15 protein-coding genes and 2 pseudogenes are annotated in these 15,154 nt (G+C 60.1%); 7 read left to right on the top strand and 10 right to left on the bottom strand.

Going from position 1 to position 15,154, the window contains the following annotated elements; translation table 11 throughout:
• Positions 1-13 precede the first annotated feature (13 nt).
• Both LVY75_29160 and LVY75_29155 read left to right on the top strand, forming a co-directional pair.
• Positions 14-868 carry a chemotaxis protein CheR gene (locus tag LVY75_29160; GenBank protein ID XAZ22838.1) on the top strand — a complete coding sequence of 285 codons (855 nt, stop codon included), beginning with the start codon at positions 14-16 and terminating at the stop codon, positions 866-868.
• A 9-nt stretch (positions 869-877) separates the two neighbouring features.
• Positions 878-1,975, top strand: a complete 1,098-nt coding sequence (locus tag LVY75_29155) for a chemotaxis response regulator protein-glutamate methylesterase (protein ID XAZ22837.1) — start codon at positions 878-880, stop codon at positions 1,973-1,975.
• Positions 1,976-2,028: 53 nt separating this feature from the next.
• Here the strand turns inward: LVY75_29155 and LVY75_29150 are convergent, their stop codons facing one another.
• A complete protein-coding gene (locus tag LVY75_29150) occupies positions 2,029-2,769 on the bottom strand; it encodes a 3-oxoacyl-ACP reductase FabG (GenBank protein ID XAZ22836.1) in 741 nt (246 codons plus the stop codon).
• Between the two features lie 70 nt (positions 2,770-2,839).
• Positions 2,840-3,418: a TetR/AcrR family transcriptional regulator gene (locus LVY75_29145; GenBank protein ID XAZ22835.1), complete on the bottom strand. Its 579-nt coding sequence runs from the start codon at positions 3,416-3,418 to the stop codon at positions 2,840-2,842.
• A gap of 212 nt (positions 3,419-3,630) precedes the next feature.
• On the opposite strand from LVY75_29145, the gene LVY75_29140 reads away from it, so the two are divergent.
• The 3 genes from LVY75_29140 to LVY75_29130 all read left to right on the top strand — a co-directional run bounded on the left by LVY75_29140 (position 3,631) and on the right by LVY75_29130 (position 6,677).
• Positions 3,631-4,431, top strand: coding sequence for an inositol monophosphatase (locus tag LVY75_29140; GenBank protein XAZ22834.1), 801 nt, complete (start codon positions 3,631-3,633; stop codon positions 4,429-4,431).
• 113 nt (positions 4,432-4,544) lie between these two features.
• Complete coding sequence (locus LVY75_29135; GenBank protein XAZ22833.1) at positions 4,545-5,642, top strand: MotA/TolQ/ExbB proton channel family protein; 1,098 nt, start codon at positions 4,545-4,547, stop codon at positions 5,640-5,642.
• Positions 5,643-5,645: 3 nt separating this feature from the next.
• Positions 5,646-6,677, top strand: coding sequence for a peptidoglycan -binding protein (locus LVY75_29130; GenBank protein ID XAZ22832.1), 1,032 nt, complete (start codon positions 5,646-5,648; stop codon positions 6,675-6,677).
• Here LVY75_29130 and LVY75_29125 read toward each other — a convergent pair.
• From LVY75_29125 to LVY75_29105, 5 genes and pseudogenes are all read right to left on the bottom strand, one after another.
• Positions 6,658-7,908 carry an RNA polymerase subunit sigma-70 gene (locus tag LVY75_29125; GenBank protein XAZ22831.1) on the bottom strand — a complete coding sequence of 417 codons (1,251 nt, stop codon included), beginning with the start codon at positions 7,906-7,908 and terminating at the stop codon, positions 6,658-6,660. The two genes, LVY75_29130 and LVY75_29125, sit on opposite strands and share 20 nt — an antisense overlap.
• Positions 7,909-7,915: 7 nt before the next feature.
• Positions 7,916-8,257 (bottom strand): YciI family protein, encoded by a 342-nt coding sequence (locus tag LVY75_29120; protein ID XAZ22830.1) that lies wholly within the window; start codon positions 8,255-8,257, stop codon positions 7,916-7,918.
• 231 nt (positions 8,258-8,488) lie between these two features.
• The gene (locus LVY75_29115) at positions 8,489-8,677 is read right to left on the bottom strand and encodes a YegP family protein (GenBank protein ID XAZ22829.1); all 189 of its coding nucleotides are present in this window, start codon (positions 8,675-8,677) and stop codon (positions 8,489-8,491) included.
• A gap of 168 nt (positions 8,678-8,845) precedes the next feature.
• Positions 8,846-9,837 (bottom strand): annotated as a pseudogene (locus LVY75_29110) (tripartite tricarboxylate transporter substrate binding protein).
• Between the two features lie 137 nt (positions 9,838-9,974).
• Positions 9,975-11,777, bottom strand: a complete 1,803-nt coding sequence (locus tag LVY75_29105; protein ID XAZ22828.1) for an ATP-binding cassette domain-containing protein — start codon at positions 11,775-11,777, stop codon at positions 9,975-9,977.
• Between the two features lie 193 nt (positions 11,778-11,970).
• Here LVY75_29105 and rpmE point away from each other — a divergent pair, with 193 nt between their 5' ends.
• The gene (rpmE, locus tag LVY75_29100; protein XAZ22827.1) at positions 11,971-12,192 is read left to right on the top strand and encodes a 50S ribosomal protein L31; all 222 of its coding nucleotides are present in this window, start codon (positions 11,971-11,973) and stop codon (positions 12,190-12,192) included.
• A 131-nt stretch (positions 12,193-12,323) separates the two neighbouring features.
• On the opposite strand, the pseudogene LVY75_29095 reads toward rpmE, so the two are convergent.
• From LVY75_29095 to LVY75_29085, 3 genes and pseudogenes are all read right to left on the bottom strand, one after another.
• Positions 12,324-12,840: pseudogene (locus LVY75_29095) on the bottom strand (DUF1465 family protein).
• A 373-nt stretch (positions 12,841-13,213) separates the two neighbouring features.
• The gene (locus LVY75_29090; protein ID XAZ22826.1) at positions 13,214-13,405 is read right to left on the bottom strand and encodes a DUF1192 domain-containing protein; all 192 of its coding nucleotides are present in this window, start codon (positions 13,403-13,405) and stop codon (positions 13,214-13,216) included.
• A 124-nt stretch (positions 13,406-13,529) separates the two neighbouring features.
• Positions 13,530-14,810: an MFS transporter gene (locus LVY75_29085; GenBank protein XAZ22825.1), complete on the bottom strand. Its 1,281-nt coding sequence runs from the start codon at positions 14,808-14,810 to the stop codon at positions 13,530-13,532.
• Between the two features lie 175 nt (positions 14,811-14,985).
• On the opposite strand from LVY75_29085, the gene LVY75_29080 reads away from it, so the two are divergent.
• Complete coding sequence (locus tag LVY75_29080) at positions 14,986-15,153, top strand: hypothetical protein (GenBank protein XAZ22824.1); 168 nt, start codon at positions 14,986-14,988, stop codon at positions 15,151-15,153.
• The last annotated feature ends 1 nt before the right edge of the window (position 15,154 follow it).

Genomic DNA, 15,154 nt, shown 5'->3' with positions numbered 1-15,154 from the left:
AGTGTTGCGTGTTATGAGTATGGCAGCGGTAGAAGCCCAGTTGCCGGGCGACAGGATCAGCAAGCGTAATTTCGACAAGCTGGCGCGGTTCATCTACGACTATAGCGGCATCAAGATGCCACCGACGAAGCTGACGATGCTGGAGGGCCGGCTGCGCCGGCGCCTGCGCGCCACGCGGCATGCGAGCTTCGACGATTATTGCGATTTCCTGTTCAACGAGGGTGGTCTCGATCAGGAGACCATCTACCTGATCGATGTCGTAACGACCAACAAGACCGACTTCTTCCGGGAAGCCAAGCATTTCGAATATATGCAGACCGTCGCCCTGCCGACGCTTGCCGACAGCGGCCTGCGGACTATCCGCACATGGAGTTCTGCGTGCTCGACCGGTGCCGAACCCTACACGATGGCAATGGTGCTGGCCGAATTCGCCGAGGGCCGCAGCGATGTGTCCTACAATGTGCTGGCGACGGATCTCTCCACCGATGTCCTGCAGACCGCGCGCCGGGGTATTTATGCCGAAGATCTGGTCGCCCCGGTGCCGCGCGACCTGCAGAAGAAATATGTTATGGTTGCCAAGCAGCAGGGCCGCCGTGAAGTTCGTATCTCGCCGAAGCTGCGCAGCCGTGTCGGCTTCGCCCGCATGAACCTGATGGATGAGAAATATCCCGTCGGTGACATGATGCACCTGATCTTTTGCCGCAACGTGCTGATCTACTTCGACAAGCAGACGCAGGCCGGTGTGCTCACCCGTCTCTGCGGCTGCCTGGCGAAAGGCGGTTACATGTTTATCGGTCACTCGGAATCGATCACCGGCTTCGACCTTCCCCTGAAGCAGGTTTCGAACACGGTGTTCCAGCGCATCTGAGAGGGTCCTATGGCCAAAAAAGTCCGCGTCCTCATCATCGACGATTCCGCCAGCGTCAGGCAGACGCTGACACGGGTTCTGGAAGAAGACCCGGAGATCGAAGTCATGGCCGTCGCCTCCGATCCATTCATGGCGGCGCGCAAGATCCAGGAAGAGATCCCTGATGTCATCACCCTCGATGTCGAGATGCCGCGCATGGATGGCATCACCTTCCTGCGAAAGCTCATGTCGCAACGACCGATTCCGGTCGTCATGTGCTCCTCGCTGACGGAAGCGGGTTCGGAAACTCTGCTGCAGGCGCTTGAGGCGGGTGCCGTCGACATCATCCTGAAATCGAAGATCGGAGCGGCGGATAGCCTGGCGGACGATGCCATGCGCATCCGCGAAGTGGTCAAGAGCGCTTCGCATGCGCGGCTTGCCAATACGCGCCGTACTGCGGGAAGCGTCCGTTCAGCCTCGGCGGAAGGCCCGGCCAAGAAGCTGACGGCCGATGCGATGCTGCCGCCGCCAAGCGGTCGGGCAATGGCGAAGACAACTGAAATGGTCGTCTGCGTCGGTGCTTCCACTGGCGGAACGGAAGCCCTGCGCGAATTTCTGGAAGCGCTGCCGGCCAATGCGCCGGGCATGGTCATCGTCCAGCACATGCCGGAGAAGTTCACCGCAGCATTCGCCAAACGTCTCAACGGTCTCTGTGAAGTCGAGGTCAAGGAGGCGGCCGATGGTGATCCGGTGTTGCGCGGTCACGTGCTGATCGCGCCGGGCGACAAGCATATGCTACTGGAGCGGCAGGGCGCGCGATATTACGTATCCGTCAAGCCCGGCCCGCTGGTTTCCCGCCACCGTCCGTCCGTTGATGTGCTGTTCCGTTCCGCTGCCCGTTCTGCGGGGTCGAACGCGATGGGGATCATCATGACGGGAATGGGGGACGATGGTGCGCGCGGCATGCTGGAAATGCATCAGGCCGGCGCCTACACCGTTGCCCAGGACGAGGCGAGTTCGGTCGTCTTCGGCATGCCGAAGGAAGCGATCGCCAAGGGCGGCGTGGACCGTATCCTGCCGCTCGACCAGATCGCCCGCGAAGTGCTGATCACACAGCAGAAGTCTTGAATTCCGAACTGAATGCTGGAGCGGCAGCGCATCGCGCCGCCGCTTTTTCGGAATCAGGCGAGATATCCGCCATCGATCGTCAGGCTGGCGCCGGTGATGAAGGACGCTTCCGGGCTCGCGAGATAGGCGGCGAAGCTGGCGATTTCCTTATCCTCGCCGATGCGCCCGAGCGCCATCAATTGCTTCAGTCGCTCATGGCCTGTCTCGTCCGAGTTCATGTCCGTCGCCGTCGGGCCTGGCTGGATATTGTTCACGGTGATACCGCGCGGGCCGAGATCGCGGGCAAGGCCACGTGTCATGGCAGCGACCGCCCCCTTGGTCATGGCATAGACCGACGAGGTCGGAAAACCGCTGCGGTCGGCGACAATGCTGCCGATGGTGATAACGCGTCCGCCCGCTTTCATGTGGCGCACGGCTGCCTGCGTGCCCGCGAAGACGGCGCGGACATTAACTGCGAACATGCGGTCGAAGTCTTCGAGGGGAAAATTCTCTACTGAATTCAGCATGAGAATTCCGGCGCTATTGACGAGAATATCGATGCCGCCGAATGCCGAGACGGTCTGATCGACCGCGTTCTGGACGGCTTTCGGATCGGCGCTGTCAGCCTTGATGGCCAGTGCTTTCGCGCCCTTCGCCTCGATTTCGGCAACGATGGCCTTCGCCTTATCGTCGGAGGCGGAATAGGTGAAGGCAACGGCCGCGCCGTCGCTGCTGAGACGGCGGACGATTGCGGCACCGATTCCGCGCGAGCCGCCGGTTACGAGGGCGATCTTGCCGGCAAGTGGTTGGGACATTGTAGTTCCTTTCTTTCTGGATTGTTTAGTCTAGAATTGAGTATGCGGAATCGAATTTGGACTTCCGGTTTTAGCGGAGGCTTCGAATGGCGAGACGGGCTATGCCGCGGAGCGCTTCAGGGGAGGCACCGTTGCGGGCGCTGACCTTCATGCCTGAGAGGGTCGAGCCAAGGAACTGCACGGCATCGGTGGTATCGACTTCATCTGCGACCTCGCCCCGTTTCTTTCCTTCCTCAAGGATCGTCTTCACGGCGGATGAAAGCCGGCGGGATGCCTGGTCGGTCAGATCGGAGATTTCACTGTCCGTCCGTCCGAACTCGCATACGGCGCTGACGCCGAGGCAGCCACGGCCAGCTTCGGTCTCGGGGCGGGAGGCAAAGGCGATGAGCGTCTCCTCCAAGGCTTCCAATGGTGTCGTATCGCGGCCCAGGTCGGCCACGAGTTGAGAGACGCTGTCGGTATTGTAGCGGTCGAGCGCTGCCAGATAGAGGCTGCGCTTGTCGCCGAAAGTATCGTACATGCTTTGCCGGCTGATCTTCATGGCCGACAGCAACGCATCAGTCGAGGTGCCCTCGTAGCCGTGTTCGGCGAACACGGTGATGGCCGCCTTGAGCGCTGTGTCGCGATCGAATTCCTTATGCCTTGCCATGACGCCTCAATAATCTTTCCAGACTGATCTGTCCAGAATAATTTGGGAACTATCCTTTGCTGTTGCAACCCCGCCATGCGGCATTCCCCTTGAAATTTTCCTGATTTTGTGGTCTTGAGGCCGCCAATCTATGCAGCGCTGTCGCTTTCGGCGTTCAGGGACATATCCCGCCCCTGACAGCGCGTCCCGTATTATCCAAGGAAAATGCCCACATGGCCCGTTCAGCTCTTCTCAATGTCATGGTTCAGGCTGCCATCAAGGCAGGCAAGTCGCTGGGGCGTGATTTCGGGGAAGTGCAGAACCTGCAGGTATCGGTGAAGGGACCGGGCGACTTCGTTTCGAATGCCGACCGCAAGGCAGAGAAGATCGTCAAGGAGGAGCTTCTCAAGGCTCGTCCGACCTATGGCTTCCTTGGCGAGGAGAGCGAAGAGATCAAGGGTACCGACGGTGCGCACCGCTGGATCGTCGATCCGCTCGACGGCACGACCAACTTCCTGCATGGTATCCCGGCCTTTGCCGTTTCCATCGCGCTCGAGCGCAACAACGAGATCGTCGCAGGCGTGGTCTTCAATCCGGCGACGGACGAGCTCTACACGGCAGAGCGTGGCGGTGGCGCATTCCTCAATGACCGCCGCCTGCGTGTCGCCTCGCGCCGGGTGCTTTCCGACAGCGTCATCGGTTGCGGTGTGCCGCATCTCGGCCGGGGCAATCACGGCAAGTTCCTGATCGAACTCCGCCACGTCATGGGCGAAGTCGCTGGCATTCGCCGCATGGGTGCAGTCTCGCTCGATCTTGCCTATGTGGCCGCCGGCCGTTTTGACGGCTTTTGGGAAACGGCACTGTCGCCCTGGGACATGGCGGCCGGCATTCTGCTCATCCGCGAAGCCGGCGGTTTTGCAACCGACTGGGATGGCGGCGCGTCGATCCTGGAGACGGGCTCGATCATCGCCGGCAACGAGCATATCCAGAAGGCGCTGATGGAAGTCGTCAAGCGACCGGTTCCGACCCGCTGACGGGTGTCGGAAACAGGCTGTTGTAAAGTCCCGCTTTTCCGCGGTGCATACTTCAATTCGGCACAATGTTGATCTAGTCTCCGGCTGCAATGAATCCGGAGGCCGAGGAACCTATGGAAAATGTGAATGCGGCCGAGTTCGGCTCCACTGAGAAGACGGCCGGTGGCTACGCCTACAAACTCTCCAGTCCCATGTCGTTCTTCTGGACGATGGTGTTGTTCCTTATCATCGTCGGCTTCATAGCAGCGATCCTGTTCCGCCAGACTCAAACCGCCTTCATGCATAATCCGGGCCTCAACGGCCTCATCCTCGGTGTTCTTGCCGTTGGAATCATTCTCGTTTTCAATCACGTGCTGTCGCTTCGTCCGGAAGTGCGCTGGTTCAATTCCTTCCGCGCCGCAGGCAGCGTAGAGAAGGTGAACCGCAATCCGCGGCTGCTCGCGCCGATGAGGGCGCTGATCGGCAACCGCAAGTCGGGTGTTGCATTGTCGACCACGGCGTTGCGCTCCATTCTGGATTCCATTGCCAACCGTCTCGACGAATCGCGTGACGTTTCGCGCTATCTGATCGGTCTGCTCGTCTTCCTCGGCCTGCTCGGTACCTTCTGGGGTCTTATCGGCACGATCGGCTCGATCAGCTCGGTCATCCAGTCTCTCGATGCCGGTTCGAACGGCACGGGCGATGTACTCTCGACGCTTAAGGAGGGGCTCGCGACGCCACTGTCCGGCATGGGCCAGGCCTTCTCGTCCTCGCTGCTCGGTCTTTCGGGTTCGCTGATCCTCGGTTTCCTCGATCTGCAGGCCGGGCGTGCACAGAACCGTTTCTATACGGAGCTGGAGAACTGGCTCTCCTCTGTTACCGATGTCGGCTCGGATATTCCGGTGCCGGCGCTCGATGGCGTCTCCGGCGGCTCGTCGGAAGATATGAAGGCGCTCTCGGAATATCTGCGCAAGGTTGCCGAAGACGGTGGCCCCACGAGCCAACGGTCGGTTGCCGCCATGGCAAGCCTTGCCGAAGGCATCCAGGGCCTCGTCAAGAATATGCGCAACGAGCAGCAGATGCTGCGCGACTGGATCGAAGTGCAGCAGGACGAAGCGAAGGCGATGCGGCGTACGCTCGACCGGCTGGCCGAGCGCATTGGCGTGCATGACCGCGGCAGCGACAGAGCGCGGGAACGATCCGGCCAGGTCGAAAAGAGCGAGGGCAAGTAAGCCATGCCTCTTGGCCGCAACCGTCGCCACCAACGCGCGGTGGACTACTGGCCGGGCTTCGTCGATGCGCTGTCGACGCTGCTCATTGCCATCATGTTCATTCTCACAGTGTTCGTTGTCGGCCAGTTCATTCTCAGTCGCGAAATCAGCGGTCGGGACGAAGTGCTGACGCGTCTGAACGGCCAGATCAACGAGCTCACGCAGTTGCTGGCGCTGGAGAAGGGCAGCAATCAGGACCTTCAGGATTCCGTCGCCAATCTGCAGGCGTCGCTTGCGAGTGCCGAGGGCGAGCGAACGCGGTTACAGGCGTTACTCAGCGCTGGTGCTGGCGGGCAGGATGCGGCAAAGCAGCAGATTGGAACGCTGACGCAGCAGCTTGATGAGCAGAAGCAGGTGAGCGACCGTGCCCTCAGTCAGGTCGAGCTCCTCAACCAGCAGATTGCGGCATTGCGCAGCCAGATCGCAGCTGTCGAGGCTGCACTGCAGGCTTCCGAGGAGAAGGATCAGACGTCGCAGACAAAGATCGCCGATCTCGGACGCCGCCTGAACGTGGCGCTGGCTGCGCGCGTGCAGGAACTCAACCGCTACCGGTCGGACTTCTTCGGACGTCTGCGCGAAATCCTGTCGGATCGCGAGAATATCCGTGTCGTCGGAGACCGTTTCGTCTTCCAATCTGAAGTCCTGTTTCCATCCGGCGGCGCCGACCTCAATCCGGATGGCCAGACGGAAATGGCAAAGCTTGCCGCCGCGCTGCTTGACCTCGCCAAGGAAATTCCGCCTGAAATCAACTGGGTGCTGCGCGTCGATGGCCATACGGACAATGTCGCGCTCTCAGGCTCAGGTCGTTACCGGGACAACTGGGAGCTTTCATCCGCCCGCGCGATTTCGGTCGTGAAGTTCCTGATCGCGCAGGGTGTGCCCGCAGACCGGCTCGTTGCGGCAGGTTTTGGCGAATTCCAGCCGATCGCACCGGGCGATACGCCGGAGGCGCGTGCCACCAACCGTCGTATAGAGCTCAAGCTGACCGAGAAATAACGGCCTGAAGCTTGCCAGCGAGGAAGGTGCGGACGGCGGGACTGTCGGTGAGGCCGATCGCCATCCTGTAGGCTTCCGCCGCGGCGTCGCTTTCACCGAGGTCTGCCAACAGATGTCCCCGCACGGCCCAGTAAGGCTGGTAGCTGGCGACGCCCCGTCGTTCCAGCCCGTCCAACAGGGCGATGGCAGGAGCCGCGCCATCGACCCTGCCGATTACGGCGGCATGACTGACCTTTGAGCCCAGTGTCGGTTTCATCTCGATGAGCGCCCGGTAGAGGGTAATGAGCGCCTTCCAGTCCGTCGTGCTCGTCCGGCGACGCGTGGCGTGGACGGACTGGATCGCCGCCTGGCACTGGAAGGGACCGAAGCGATCGAGGGTGCCCGCCTTGCGCAGCAACGTATCGGCTTCCGCCAGCATGATTTCGTTCCAGAGACCGGTATCCTGTTCCTCAAGGGGTATGTAGGTGCCATCGGCATCACGCCGTGCACGCCTTCTCGCCTCGCAATAAAGCATCAATGAGAGGAGCCCGATAACCTCCGGCTGCTCAGGTAGCATCGTCATGAGAGCGCGGCCAAGCCAGATCGCCTCGCCGGTTAAGCCGGTGCGATTGTCTTCCTCGCCATCGAGCCCGTCCCAGCCGAGCCCATAGGCGGCATAGATTGCCGAGAGTACGCCCGCCAGCCGATCCGTCAGGATCTGCCGCTCAGGGATGGCGAAGGGAATGCCGGCGTCGCGGATCTTGATCTTGGCCCGCACCAGGCGCTGGCTCATGGCATCCGGCGAGATTACGAAGGCTTGTGCGATTGTCTTCGCGTCAATGCCGAGCACCGTCTGAAGCATCAGCGGCGTGTGAACGGACCGATCGATCGCTGGATGTGTACAGGCAAAAAGCAGCTTCAGCCGCTCATCGGAAAAGTCTGCGTTTCGTGCATCGTTCAAGCGCTCCTCAGCTTCCTCGATGGCCAGCGCAATCGTTTCACTGGCATTATCGTGCACGGTTCGGTGACGGGCAGCCTGAATGAGGTTGCGGCGGGCTGCGGTGAGCAGCCAGCCCTCGGGATTGTCGGGAATACCGCGCTCGGGCCAGACCCGCAACGCAGCCGCCAGCGCATCAGACAAGGCATCCTCCGCTGCCGGAACATCGCGGGAGCGAGCGGCAAGAAAGGCGATGAGCTTGCCATAGGATTGCCGTGCCACCCTTTCGGCGACACGGCCCGCATCTGATGTCACAACGGCCTCACGCGAATTGCAGCCGCGGCCGTACTTCCACCGAACCCCATTCGGAGACGGGCACGCGCGTGGCCCATTCGAGCGCGGCATCGAGATCTGGTACCTCGATCACGTAGAAGCCGCCAAGCTGTTCCTTGCCTTCCGGATAGGGACCATCCTGCACATCATGGTCCTCGCCTTTCCGACGTACGATCGTGCCGGTCTCAGGCGGGGTCAGGCCGGCGCCGGCGGTCAAGATCCCTGCCTGCACCAGGGCCTTGGTGTAGGCCGTCCAGCCATCGCGATAGGCGGGGTCGTTGCGGCGGACAAAGTCTTCTGCAGATTCACGGATGATAAGTGCGTATTGCATCGGAAACTCCTGATCCTCTGATGGGTTTGACCGGGCAAGCAGCATGTAAGGCCGAATTTGCCCAAGCTGCAATGCTTCGGTGGCGCGGCTTCGAGCCGTTCCGAAACAATGAGGTCTCAGTCGTCTTCATTTCGACATTGCAGCCGAAAAAAATCGATCACACCGAAATGGGCGCGAGAAAATCGCTGAGCGGGAAGTGCTGGAGGCGACTGATGCCGCCTCCGCTTCCGGTCAAGCGTCCGCCTTTGTCTGATCCACCACTTCCGCGCCGGGCGAATTCTTCTTGATGGATTCGATGGCGTTCACCGCGGATGCTTTCGCCTTGTAGCCTTCGGACGAAAACATGGTCTCGCCGTTCGACGCCTTGAAGCGGAAGCGGAATTCACCGGCCTTATCCTTGTAAACTTCAAATCTGTACATGGATCCCTCCTGGTAAGCTGAAATCGTGCATCAGCTTTCAGAAAGCTAGCCCAGAATTGTGAGCTTTTCCACTACCTTAATTAGAATTCCATTGTATGGCGTGCAATTGCCGCCGGTTGGATCGGGCGCGAGAGAAGGGCTGGCCGCATGCTGTCCCTTTCGCGAAGATCATTCCATCTGGATATGGGCGCCGTCGACGACCGGTTTCCATTTCGCAAGCTCGGCCTTCACATGGGCGCCGAGTTCCTCCGGTGTCGAGCCGACGATGGTTGCACTAAATTCCTTCATCCGCCCGGCGACGGCCGGATCGGTCAGCGCCTTGTTGGCGGAGGCGTTCAGGCGAGTGATCACATCGGCCGGGGTGTTGGCCGGCGCAAAGAGTGCGTTCCACGTATAGGTCTCGTATCCTGGAATGCCGGATTCCGCGATAGTCGGGATATCAGGGAAGGATGGCGCGCGTTCGGCGGTCGTGACGGCGAGTGCCCGGAGCGTACCGGCCTTGATGTGGCTCGACGACGAGGGCAGGTTGTCGAACATGATCGGTACCTGATTGCCGATGACGTCGTTCAATGCGGGCCCCGCACCCTTGTAGGGGATATGCTGCATGTCGACGCCCGCCATGCTTTTAAAAAGTTCGCCGGAAAGATGCAGCGGCGTGCCGTTACCGGATGACGCATAACTGTATTTGTCCGGATCGGCTTTCAGGAGCGCAATCAGCTCCTGCACATTCTTTGCGGGCAGTTCCGGATTGACCACCAGGACATTGGGAACAACCACGAGCAATGAAACCGGCGCGAAGTCCTTTTCGGCATCATAGGGCGTCGATTTCAGGATCAGCGGATTGAGGGCGTGGGTGGCGACGGTGCCCATCAGGATCGTATAGCCATCCGGCGCGGCGCGCGCGCGACGTTATCAGCGCCGAGATTGCCGCCGGCTCCCGCAACATTCTGCACGATGACCTGCTGGCCGAGATCTTCGGACATTTTCTGCGCGACGATACGCGCGACGACATCGGTCGAGCCTCCGGCGGCGAACGGCACGACCATGGTTATGGAACGATCGGGAAAAGTCTGGGCTGATGCGGCCGTACCAGTCGCGGCTGCGATCAGGCCAAGGCCAAGTGCCACACTTATGCGACTGACAATATCAGAAAGCGCCATTCGAATCTCCTCCCACCGATTTCAACAGCAAAGACCCCTACCTTGGGCATGGGAAGGTTAGGGCAGGTTCCAGCAAAGGCAACCGAGTGGGAAGGCTGTCGCGATCAGACTTTAGTCGCGATGGGGGTATGAGGCAGCTATTTGGCGGCTGCCAGCACATCCTCGTTGGCCGCATCGAATTGCAGGCGGGCGAGTTTCGCATAGATGCCGCCGTTTCGGATCAGGCTCTGATGCGTGCCCTCCTCTACGACACGTCCCTGATCCATGACGAGAATGCGGTCGGCCTTGAGAACAGTGGCGAGACGGTGGGCGATGACAACAGTGGTGCGGCCATGCATAAGCCCGTCAAGCGCTCTCTGCACAAGCGTTTCGCTCTCTGCATCAAGCGCCGAAGTCGCCTCGTCCAGCAGAAGGATCGGTGCATTTTTCAGGATCGCGCGGGCAATGGCGATGCGCTGGCGCTGGCCGCCGGACAGTGTGACACCGCGTTCGCCGACCTGCGTCTCGTAAGACTTTTCCAGCCGGTTGATGAATTCATCGGCCTGCGCGGCGATTGCCGCTGCGCGAACCTGCTCGCGCGTCGCGCCATGAACGCCAAAAGCGATATTATCGTGGATCGAGGAGGCGAAGATGGTCACATCCTGTGGCACGATGGCTATGCGCTGGCGCAAGGCGTCCGGATCGGCCTGGCGGGCGTCGACGCCATCGATCTTCACGCTGCCCTGTTGCGGATCGTAGAAGCGGAGCAAGAGCGAAAAGACGGTGCTCTTGCCGGCGCCGGATGGGCCGACGATCGCAACCGTTTCGCCCGGCAGGACCGTGAAATCCAAGCCATGCAGAGCTGACCTGCCGGGACGGGATGGATAGGCGAAATGCACGCCGTCGAATTCCACGCGGCCCTGGGCGGGCGAGGGGAGTGGCTGCGGGTTTGCGGGGGCGGCGATCGGGGAGACTTCATCGAGAAGCTCGGTCAGGCGGTCGGCGGCACCGGCTGCCTGCGAAAGCTCGCCCCAGACTTCCGACAGTGCACCGAGCGAACCGGCTGCGATGACCGCATAGAGCAAGAACTGGCCGAGCGTGCCGGCCGAAAGTGTACCCGCGAGGACGCTGTGGGCGCCAAACCAGAGAACGGCGACCACGCTGCCAAAAATTAGGGTGATCGCGATGCCCGTCAGCAGGGCGCGGGAGGAAACGGCAGAACGTGCGGCCTGATAGGCGGATTCCACGGCCGAGCCGTAGCGGTCCGCTGCAATCGTTTCGGCGTTGAAGGCCTGCACGGTGCGGGTTGCGGCGATCGTCTCATTGGCGAAGGCGGAAGCTTCTGCCAGCGTATCCTGTGCGGCGCGGGAGCGCTTGCGCACCGAACGGCCGCCGGCAACAAGCGGAAAGACGATGACGGGGATCGCGACGATGACGAGGCTGGAAAGCTTTGGCGAGGTGACGATCATCATGCCGAGCGCGCCGATGCAGAGGATCAGGTTGCGAAGCGCCACGGAAGCGGTGGCGCCGACGGCGGATTTGATCTGCGTGGTATCGGCCGTCAGCCGCGAGACGATCTCGCCCGACTGGTTGACGTCGAAGAAAGAGGGCGAGAGCCGAGTGACATGCGAGAAGACATCGCGGCGCAGATCCGAAACGATGCGCTCCCCAATGGTGATGACGAAATAGTAGCGTAGTGCACTGGCGATCGCGAGCACGATGGCCATGATCATCATCATGGCGAAATAGCTATTGATGAAGGTGCCGTCGGCCTGCGTGAAGCCGTGGTCGATCATGCGGCGCACGGCGAGCGGTATGGCAAGCGAAGTCACGGCCGCCAGCGCCAGCGAAATCAGGGCACCGGCCACCATGCCACGGTAGCGTGCCACATAAGGTGTCAACCTGCCGAGCGGCTTCAGCGAACGCGACCTCTTCTCCCCAACTTCTGCCTGCTCTGCCAAATTGTCTCCGATCGCCCTCAAAGACCGCGTATTGCGGCTCCTTGGCCCTTGTTATCCCGGCGCCCTTCATGTATAGGCACCGCATCCTAATGGGAAGCCGTAGCCTTCACGACTGCGGCTTCATTTATTCAATCGGTTCTTCCGCCGCAACTGTCTGCGGCAAATTGGACCTCGGCATCGCAGGAAGATTGTCATGAAGGAAGGCATCCATCCCGACTACCATACCATCAAGGTAGTCATGACCGATGGCACCGAGTACGAAACCCGCTCGACCTGGGGTTCGGAAGGCGCTGTCATGAACCTCGAAATCGACTCCAAGTCGCACCCGGCCTGGACTGGCGGCAACCAGCAGCTCATGGACCGCGGCGGCCGTGTCTCGAAGTTCAACAAGCGTTTCGGCGGCCTCGGCCTCTAATTCGCTTCCGCTTTGCGGATTATTCAAAAGCCCGGCCTTGTGCCGGGCTTTTTTGTATTGGGTCTTACGACGCGCAAATAAAAAACCGGCCGCGTCCCCGCAGCCGGTTTCAAGAATTCTATGATGTCAGATCAGTTGTTGCCGAAGGCCGTCTGCAGCAGGGAAAGCTGGGCCTGGACGCTGTTCTGATTATCGGGAACGATCGCAGCTTCTGCCGGGCGGTAGATTTCGCGGTCGAGCAGGGCAATGCGGTTCTGCAGGCGAAGCGAGCGCTCCACGAGATCGCGGAAGGATTCCGGCAGGTCGCCCCAGCCCGGAGCATTGCGATCGACGTTGAAGCCATCGAGCCTGACCTTGTTTTTTCTCGGCCAAGACCTGATCGCGGGACATTTCGCCATTGTTGACGGCGCGCTGCAGCAGCAGCCAGGAAGCCATCTGCATCAGGCGGGTCGTGAGGCGCATTGATTCAGCCGCATAAAGGACCGAGGCCATGCGCGGCAGCACCTTGGAGGCTGCGCGGCCCTGGCCGTCGAGATAGGATGCGGTTTCTTCGACCAGCGACATGCCCTCTGCATACAGCGTCTTGAACTGCGAGGATGCGGCAGCGCGGCCAGCAAAACTGATTGTGTTCAATCCAAGTTCCGACATCTAAAGAATCCCTGTTGCACGCATCTACTATCAGGTAACGCCGGGTTCCCGGAAAAAGTTTCCCAAGCCGGTCTTCGTGATTTCAAGATGGTATCTTTAACCTAGATGCGCAAGCCGTTTCTTAAGAAAAGGTTAATCTCCACAGTTTCGTGGAAAGGTCTAAGGCAGCGCAAAAAGAAGAGCCGCAAAAGCGGCTCTCAAGGTAAAACAGGGAGAAAAATCAGACCAATTCACCGCTTGGAAAACTGTCTGAGGTCCAGAAGAATCTGAACAGCAACAGTAATACCTTATAAAGCTTAATTTTTTATTAATGTCGTCCCGATTTAAGACTTAACGAAAGTAAATACGAAGCAATATTTGCTCGCTCACAGTCTTATGATCGGAAAAGATTTTCGGCGGCCAATCGGCCGGAAGCCTTCTTGGCGGCCTCGGCCTCGAGCCGTGCGATCTCGGTTTTCAAAAGTTCCACGCGTGCTCTCAACTCGTCGACCGAAAGCATGGAGAGATCGGAGCCGATCTCGTGCGCTGTCTTCTTCTGCGGCCTATCGTCATCCATCAAGCTCATTGTCGCTCCTCCTGCAAACCGTGTGGCGATCCCTAGGATTTCGGCCCACGCTTCAAGTCTCTGTTGCAAGCGTGTCGCTATCGCAAAATCGCTGCGCATTTTTCGCGCGACATGCCTCAGTCCGTCAGCCAAACTTTACAGCAGGATCGCCGCTTTCGGGAGACTTGTTGGAGCTGCGATCGGCAAGCGACATGCTTTGCGGCGTGAGCGTCGGAGATGTTGCTGTCGGAATCGTCGTATAGGCATCGCGGTCGCTCGCCGGAATGGCCGCACGAATGCGGCTTCTGAGGATGGCATAGCCGGTGATCAGGAGATGGGCGAGCGCTGTCACCAAGAAGAGTGCATGCGGGCTGACGACTGACATGACCGGACCTCCGATCGTCGGCCCGATAACGGTGCCGATGCCGTAGAGCAGCAGCAGGCCGCCGGAAACCTTTACGAAATCCTCCGATGAGGCAAAGTCGTTCGCGTGGGCGACAGCGATCGGATAGAGCGTGTTGGCGACCGCACCGTAGAGGATGACGAGGCCGATCAGGAAGGCTGGGGAGGACGGATGCAGGAGGAAGATCAGGAGCCCGGCGAGCGCCGCGATGGCTGACATGGCTGCCAGGACGTAGCGACGGTCGATACGATCTGACAGGCGTCCGGCCGGAAGCTGCATCACCGCGCCGGCAAAGATGGTGGTGCTCATCATCACTGCAATCGAAGTGTCGGAAAGACCCGCACCCGCACCGAAGACGGCACCGAGCGTACCATAGGCGCCATTGGCAATGCCGACCAGCAGGATGCCGAGACAGGAAACCGGCGAATTGCGATAGAGCGCAGGCAGATCGAGTTTGACTGCTTTCAGCGGCTGCGGTGAGGCTGCGGTCGACAGCGTCGTCGGCAGCATGGCGATGCAGTAGAAGATGCCGCAGATCATGAAGAGTACGGGCGTGCGCACGTCTTCGAGCGGGATCATCATCTGGCCGCCCACGACGCCAAGGAGGGTGATGCCGATATACAGCGAGAAGATCGCGCCGCGGCTCTCATTGTTCGCCCGTTCGTTCAGCCAGCTTTCGATGATCATCGAAGTCCCGGCAGTGGAGAAACCGGTGACGGCACGCAGGATGACCCACCAGACCGGATCGATGATGATGCCGCTGACAAGCGCGATGATGGCGATGATGGCGATAAAGCCGGAGAACGCGCGTACATGGCCGACGCGACGCACCATCTTCGGTGCAACCAGGCAGCCAATAACAAAACCTGCTGCCCAGGAGGTCCCGAGCAGACCGAGCGTGGTCGTGGCATAACCTTCGAGGTTTCCGCGCACAGGAAGCAGAATGCCCTGCAGTCCGTTGCCCATGAAAAGGAAGAGCGTGCCAAAGAGCAGCGCAGCGACGGACAGCAGATTTCTTGTCATATCCCCAGACTCGGCGTGTTCGCTTCGAAAAAGACATAAGGCGCGACGTTAATCTGCCCAGTCCATAAGAGTGTTGATTGTGTCCCGGAATGCCTTTACGGCGTGTAGATATTCCTGTGTTCGCGTGAAAAAATGTCCGTCCTGTGACATTCTGATAAATGGAAAAAATAAAGCCATGACAAAGCTGATAGCGTTGCTACTCATCCTTGCCATGGCAATCCAGATCATCAAGCCGCTCGGCTATCCGGGGCTGCGCCGCCGGATGGATTTCTGGAAGATCGCGCTGATTGCCTTTGCCATCTGGGCGGTGGCGTTGCTGGCGCGTGATTTCCTGGTGCAATAGG

The sequence above is a fragment of the Sinorhizobium sp. B11 genome, assembly GCA_039725955.1.
Classification (GTDB): Bacteria; Pseudomonadota; Alphaproteobacteria; order Rhizobiales; family Rhizobiaceae; genus Rhizobium.
The sequence above is the reverse complement of the archived record's forward strand: the minus strand, read 5'-3'. Positions and strand labels throughout refer to the sequence as shown.

What these genes read in the sequence shown, in the direction of transcription:
- LVY75_29160 (XAZ22838.1), top strand. Translation starts at nt 14, where the DNA reads ATGAGTATGGCAGCGGTAGAAGCCCAGTTGCCGGGCGACAGGATCAGC.
- LVY75_29155 (XAZ22837.1), top strand. Translation starts at nt 878, where the DNA reads ATGGCCAAAAAAGTCCGCGTCCTCATCATCGACGATTCCGCCAGCGTC.
- LVY75_29150 (XAZ22836.1), bottom strand. Translation starts at nt 2,769, where the DNA reads ATGTCCCAACCACTTGCCGGCAAGATCGCCCTCGTAACCGGCGGCTCG.
- LVY75_29145 (XAZ22835.1), bottom strand. Translation starts at nt 3,418, where the DNA reads ATGGCAAGGCATAAGGAATTCGATCGCGACACAGCGCTCAAGGCGGCC.
- LVY75_29140 (XAZ22834.1), top strand. Translation starts at nt 3,631, where the DNA reads ATGGCCCGTTCAGCTCTTCTCAATGTCATGGTTCAGGCTGCCATCAAG.
- LVY75_29135 (XAZ22833.1), top strand. Translation starts at nt 4,545, where the DNA reads ATGGAAAATGTGAATGCGGCCGAGTTCGGCTCCACTGAGAAGACGGCC.
- LVY75_29130 (XAZ22832.1), top strand. Translation starts at nt 5,646, where the DNA reads ATGCCTCTTGGCCGCAACCGTCGCCACCAACGCGCGGTGGACTACTGG.
- LVY75_29120 (XAZ22830.1), bottom strand. Translation starts at nt 8,257, where the DNA reads ATGCAATACGCACTTATCATCCGTGAATCTGCAGAAGACTTTGTCCGC.
- LVY75_29115 (XAZ22829.1), bottom strand. Translation starts at nt 8,677, where the DNA reads ATGTACAGATTTGAAGTTTACAAGGATAAGGCCGGTGAATTCCGCTTC.
- rpmE (XAZ22827.1), top strand. Translation starts at nt 11,971, where the DNA reads ATGAAGGAAGGCATCCATCCCGACTACCATACCATCAAGGTAGTCATG.
- LVY75_29090 (XAZ22826.1), bottom strand. Translation starts at nt 13,405, where the DNA reads ATGAGCTTGATGGATGACGATAGGCCGCAGAAGAAGACAGCGCACGAG.
- LVY75_29085 (XAZ22825.1), bottom strand. Translation starts at nt 14,810, where the DNA reads ATGACAAGAAATCTGCTGTCCGTCGCTGCGCTGCTCTTTGGCACGCTC.
- LVY75_29080 (XAZ22824.1), top strand. Translation starts at nt 14,986, where the DNA reads ATGACAAAGCTGATAGCGTTGCTACTCATCCTTGCCATGGCAATCCAG.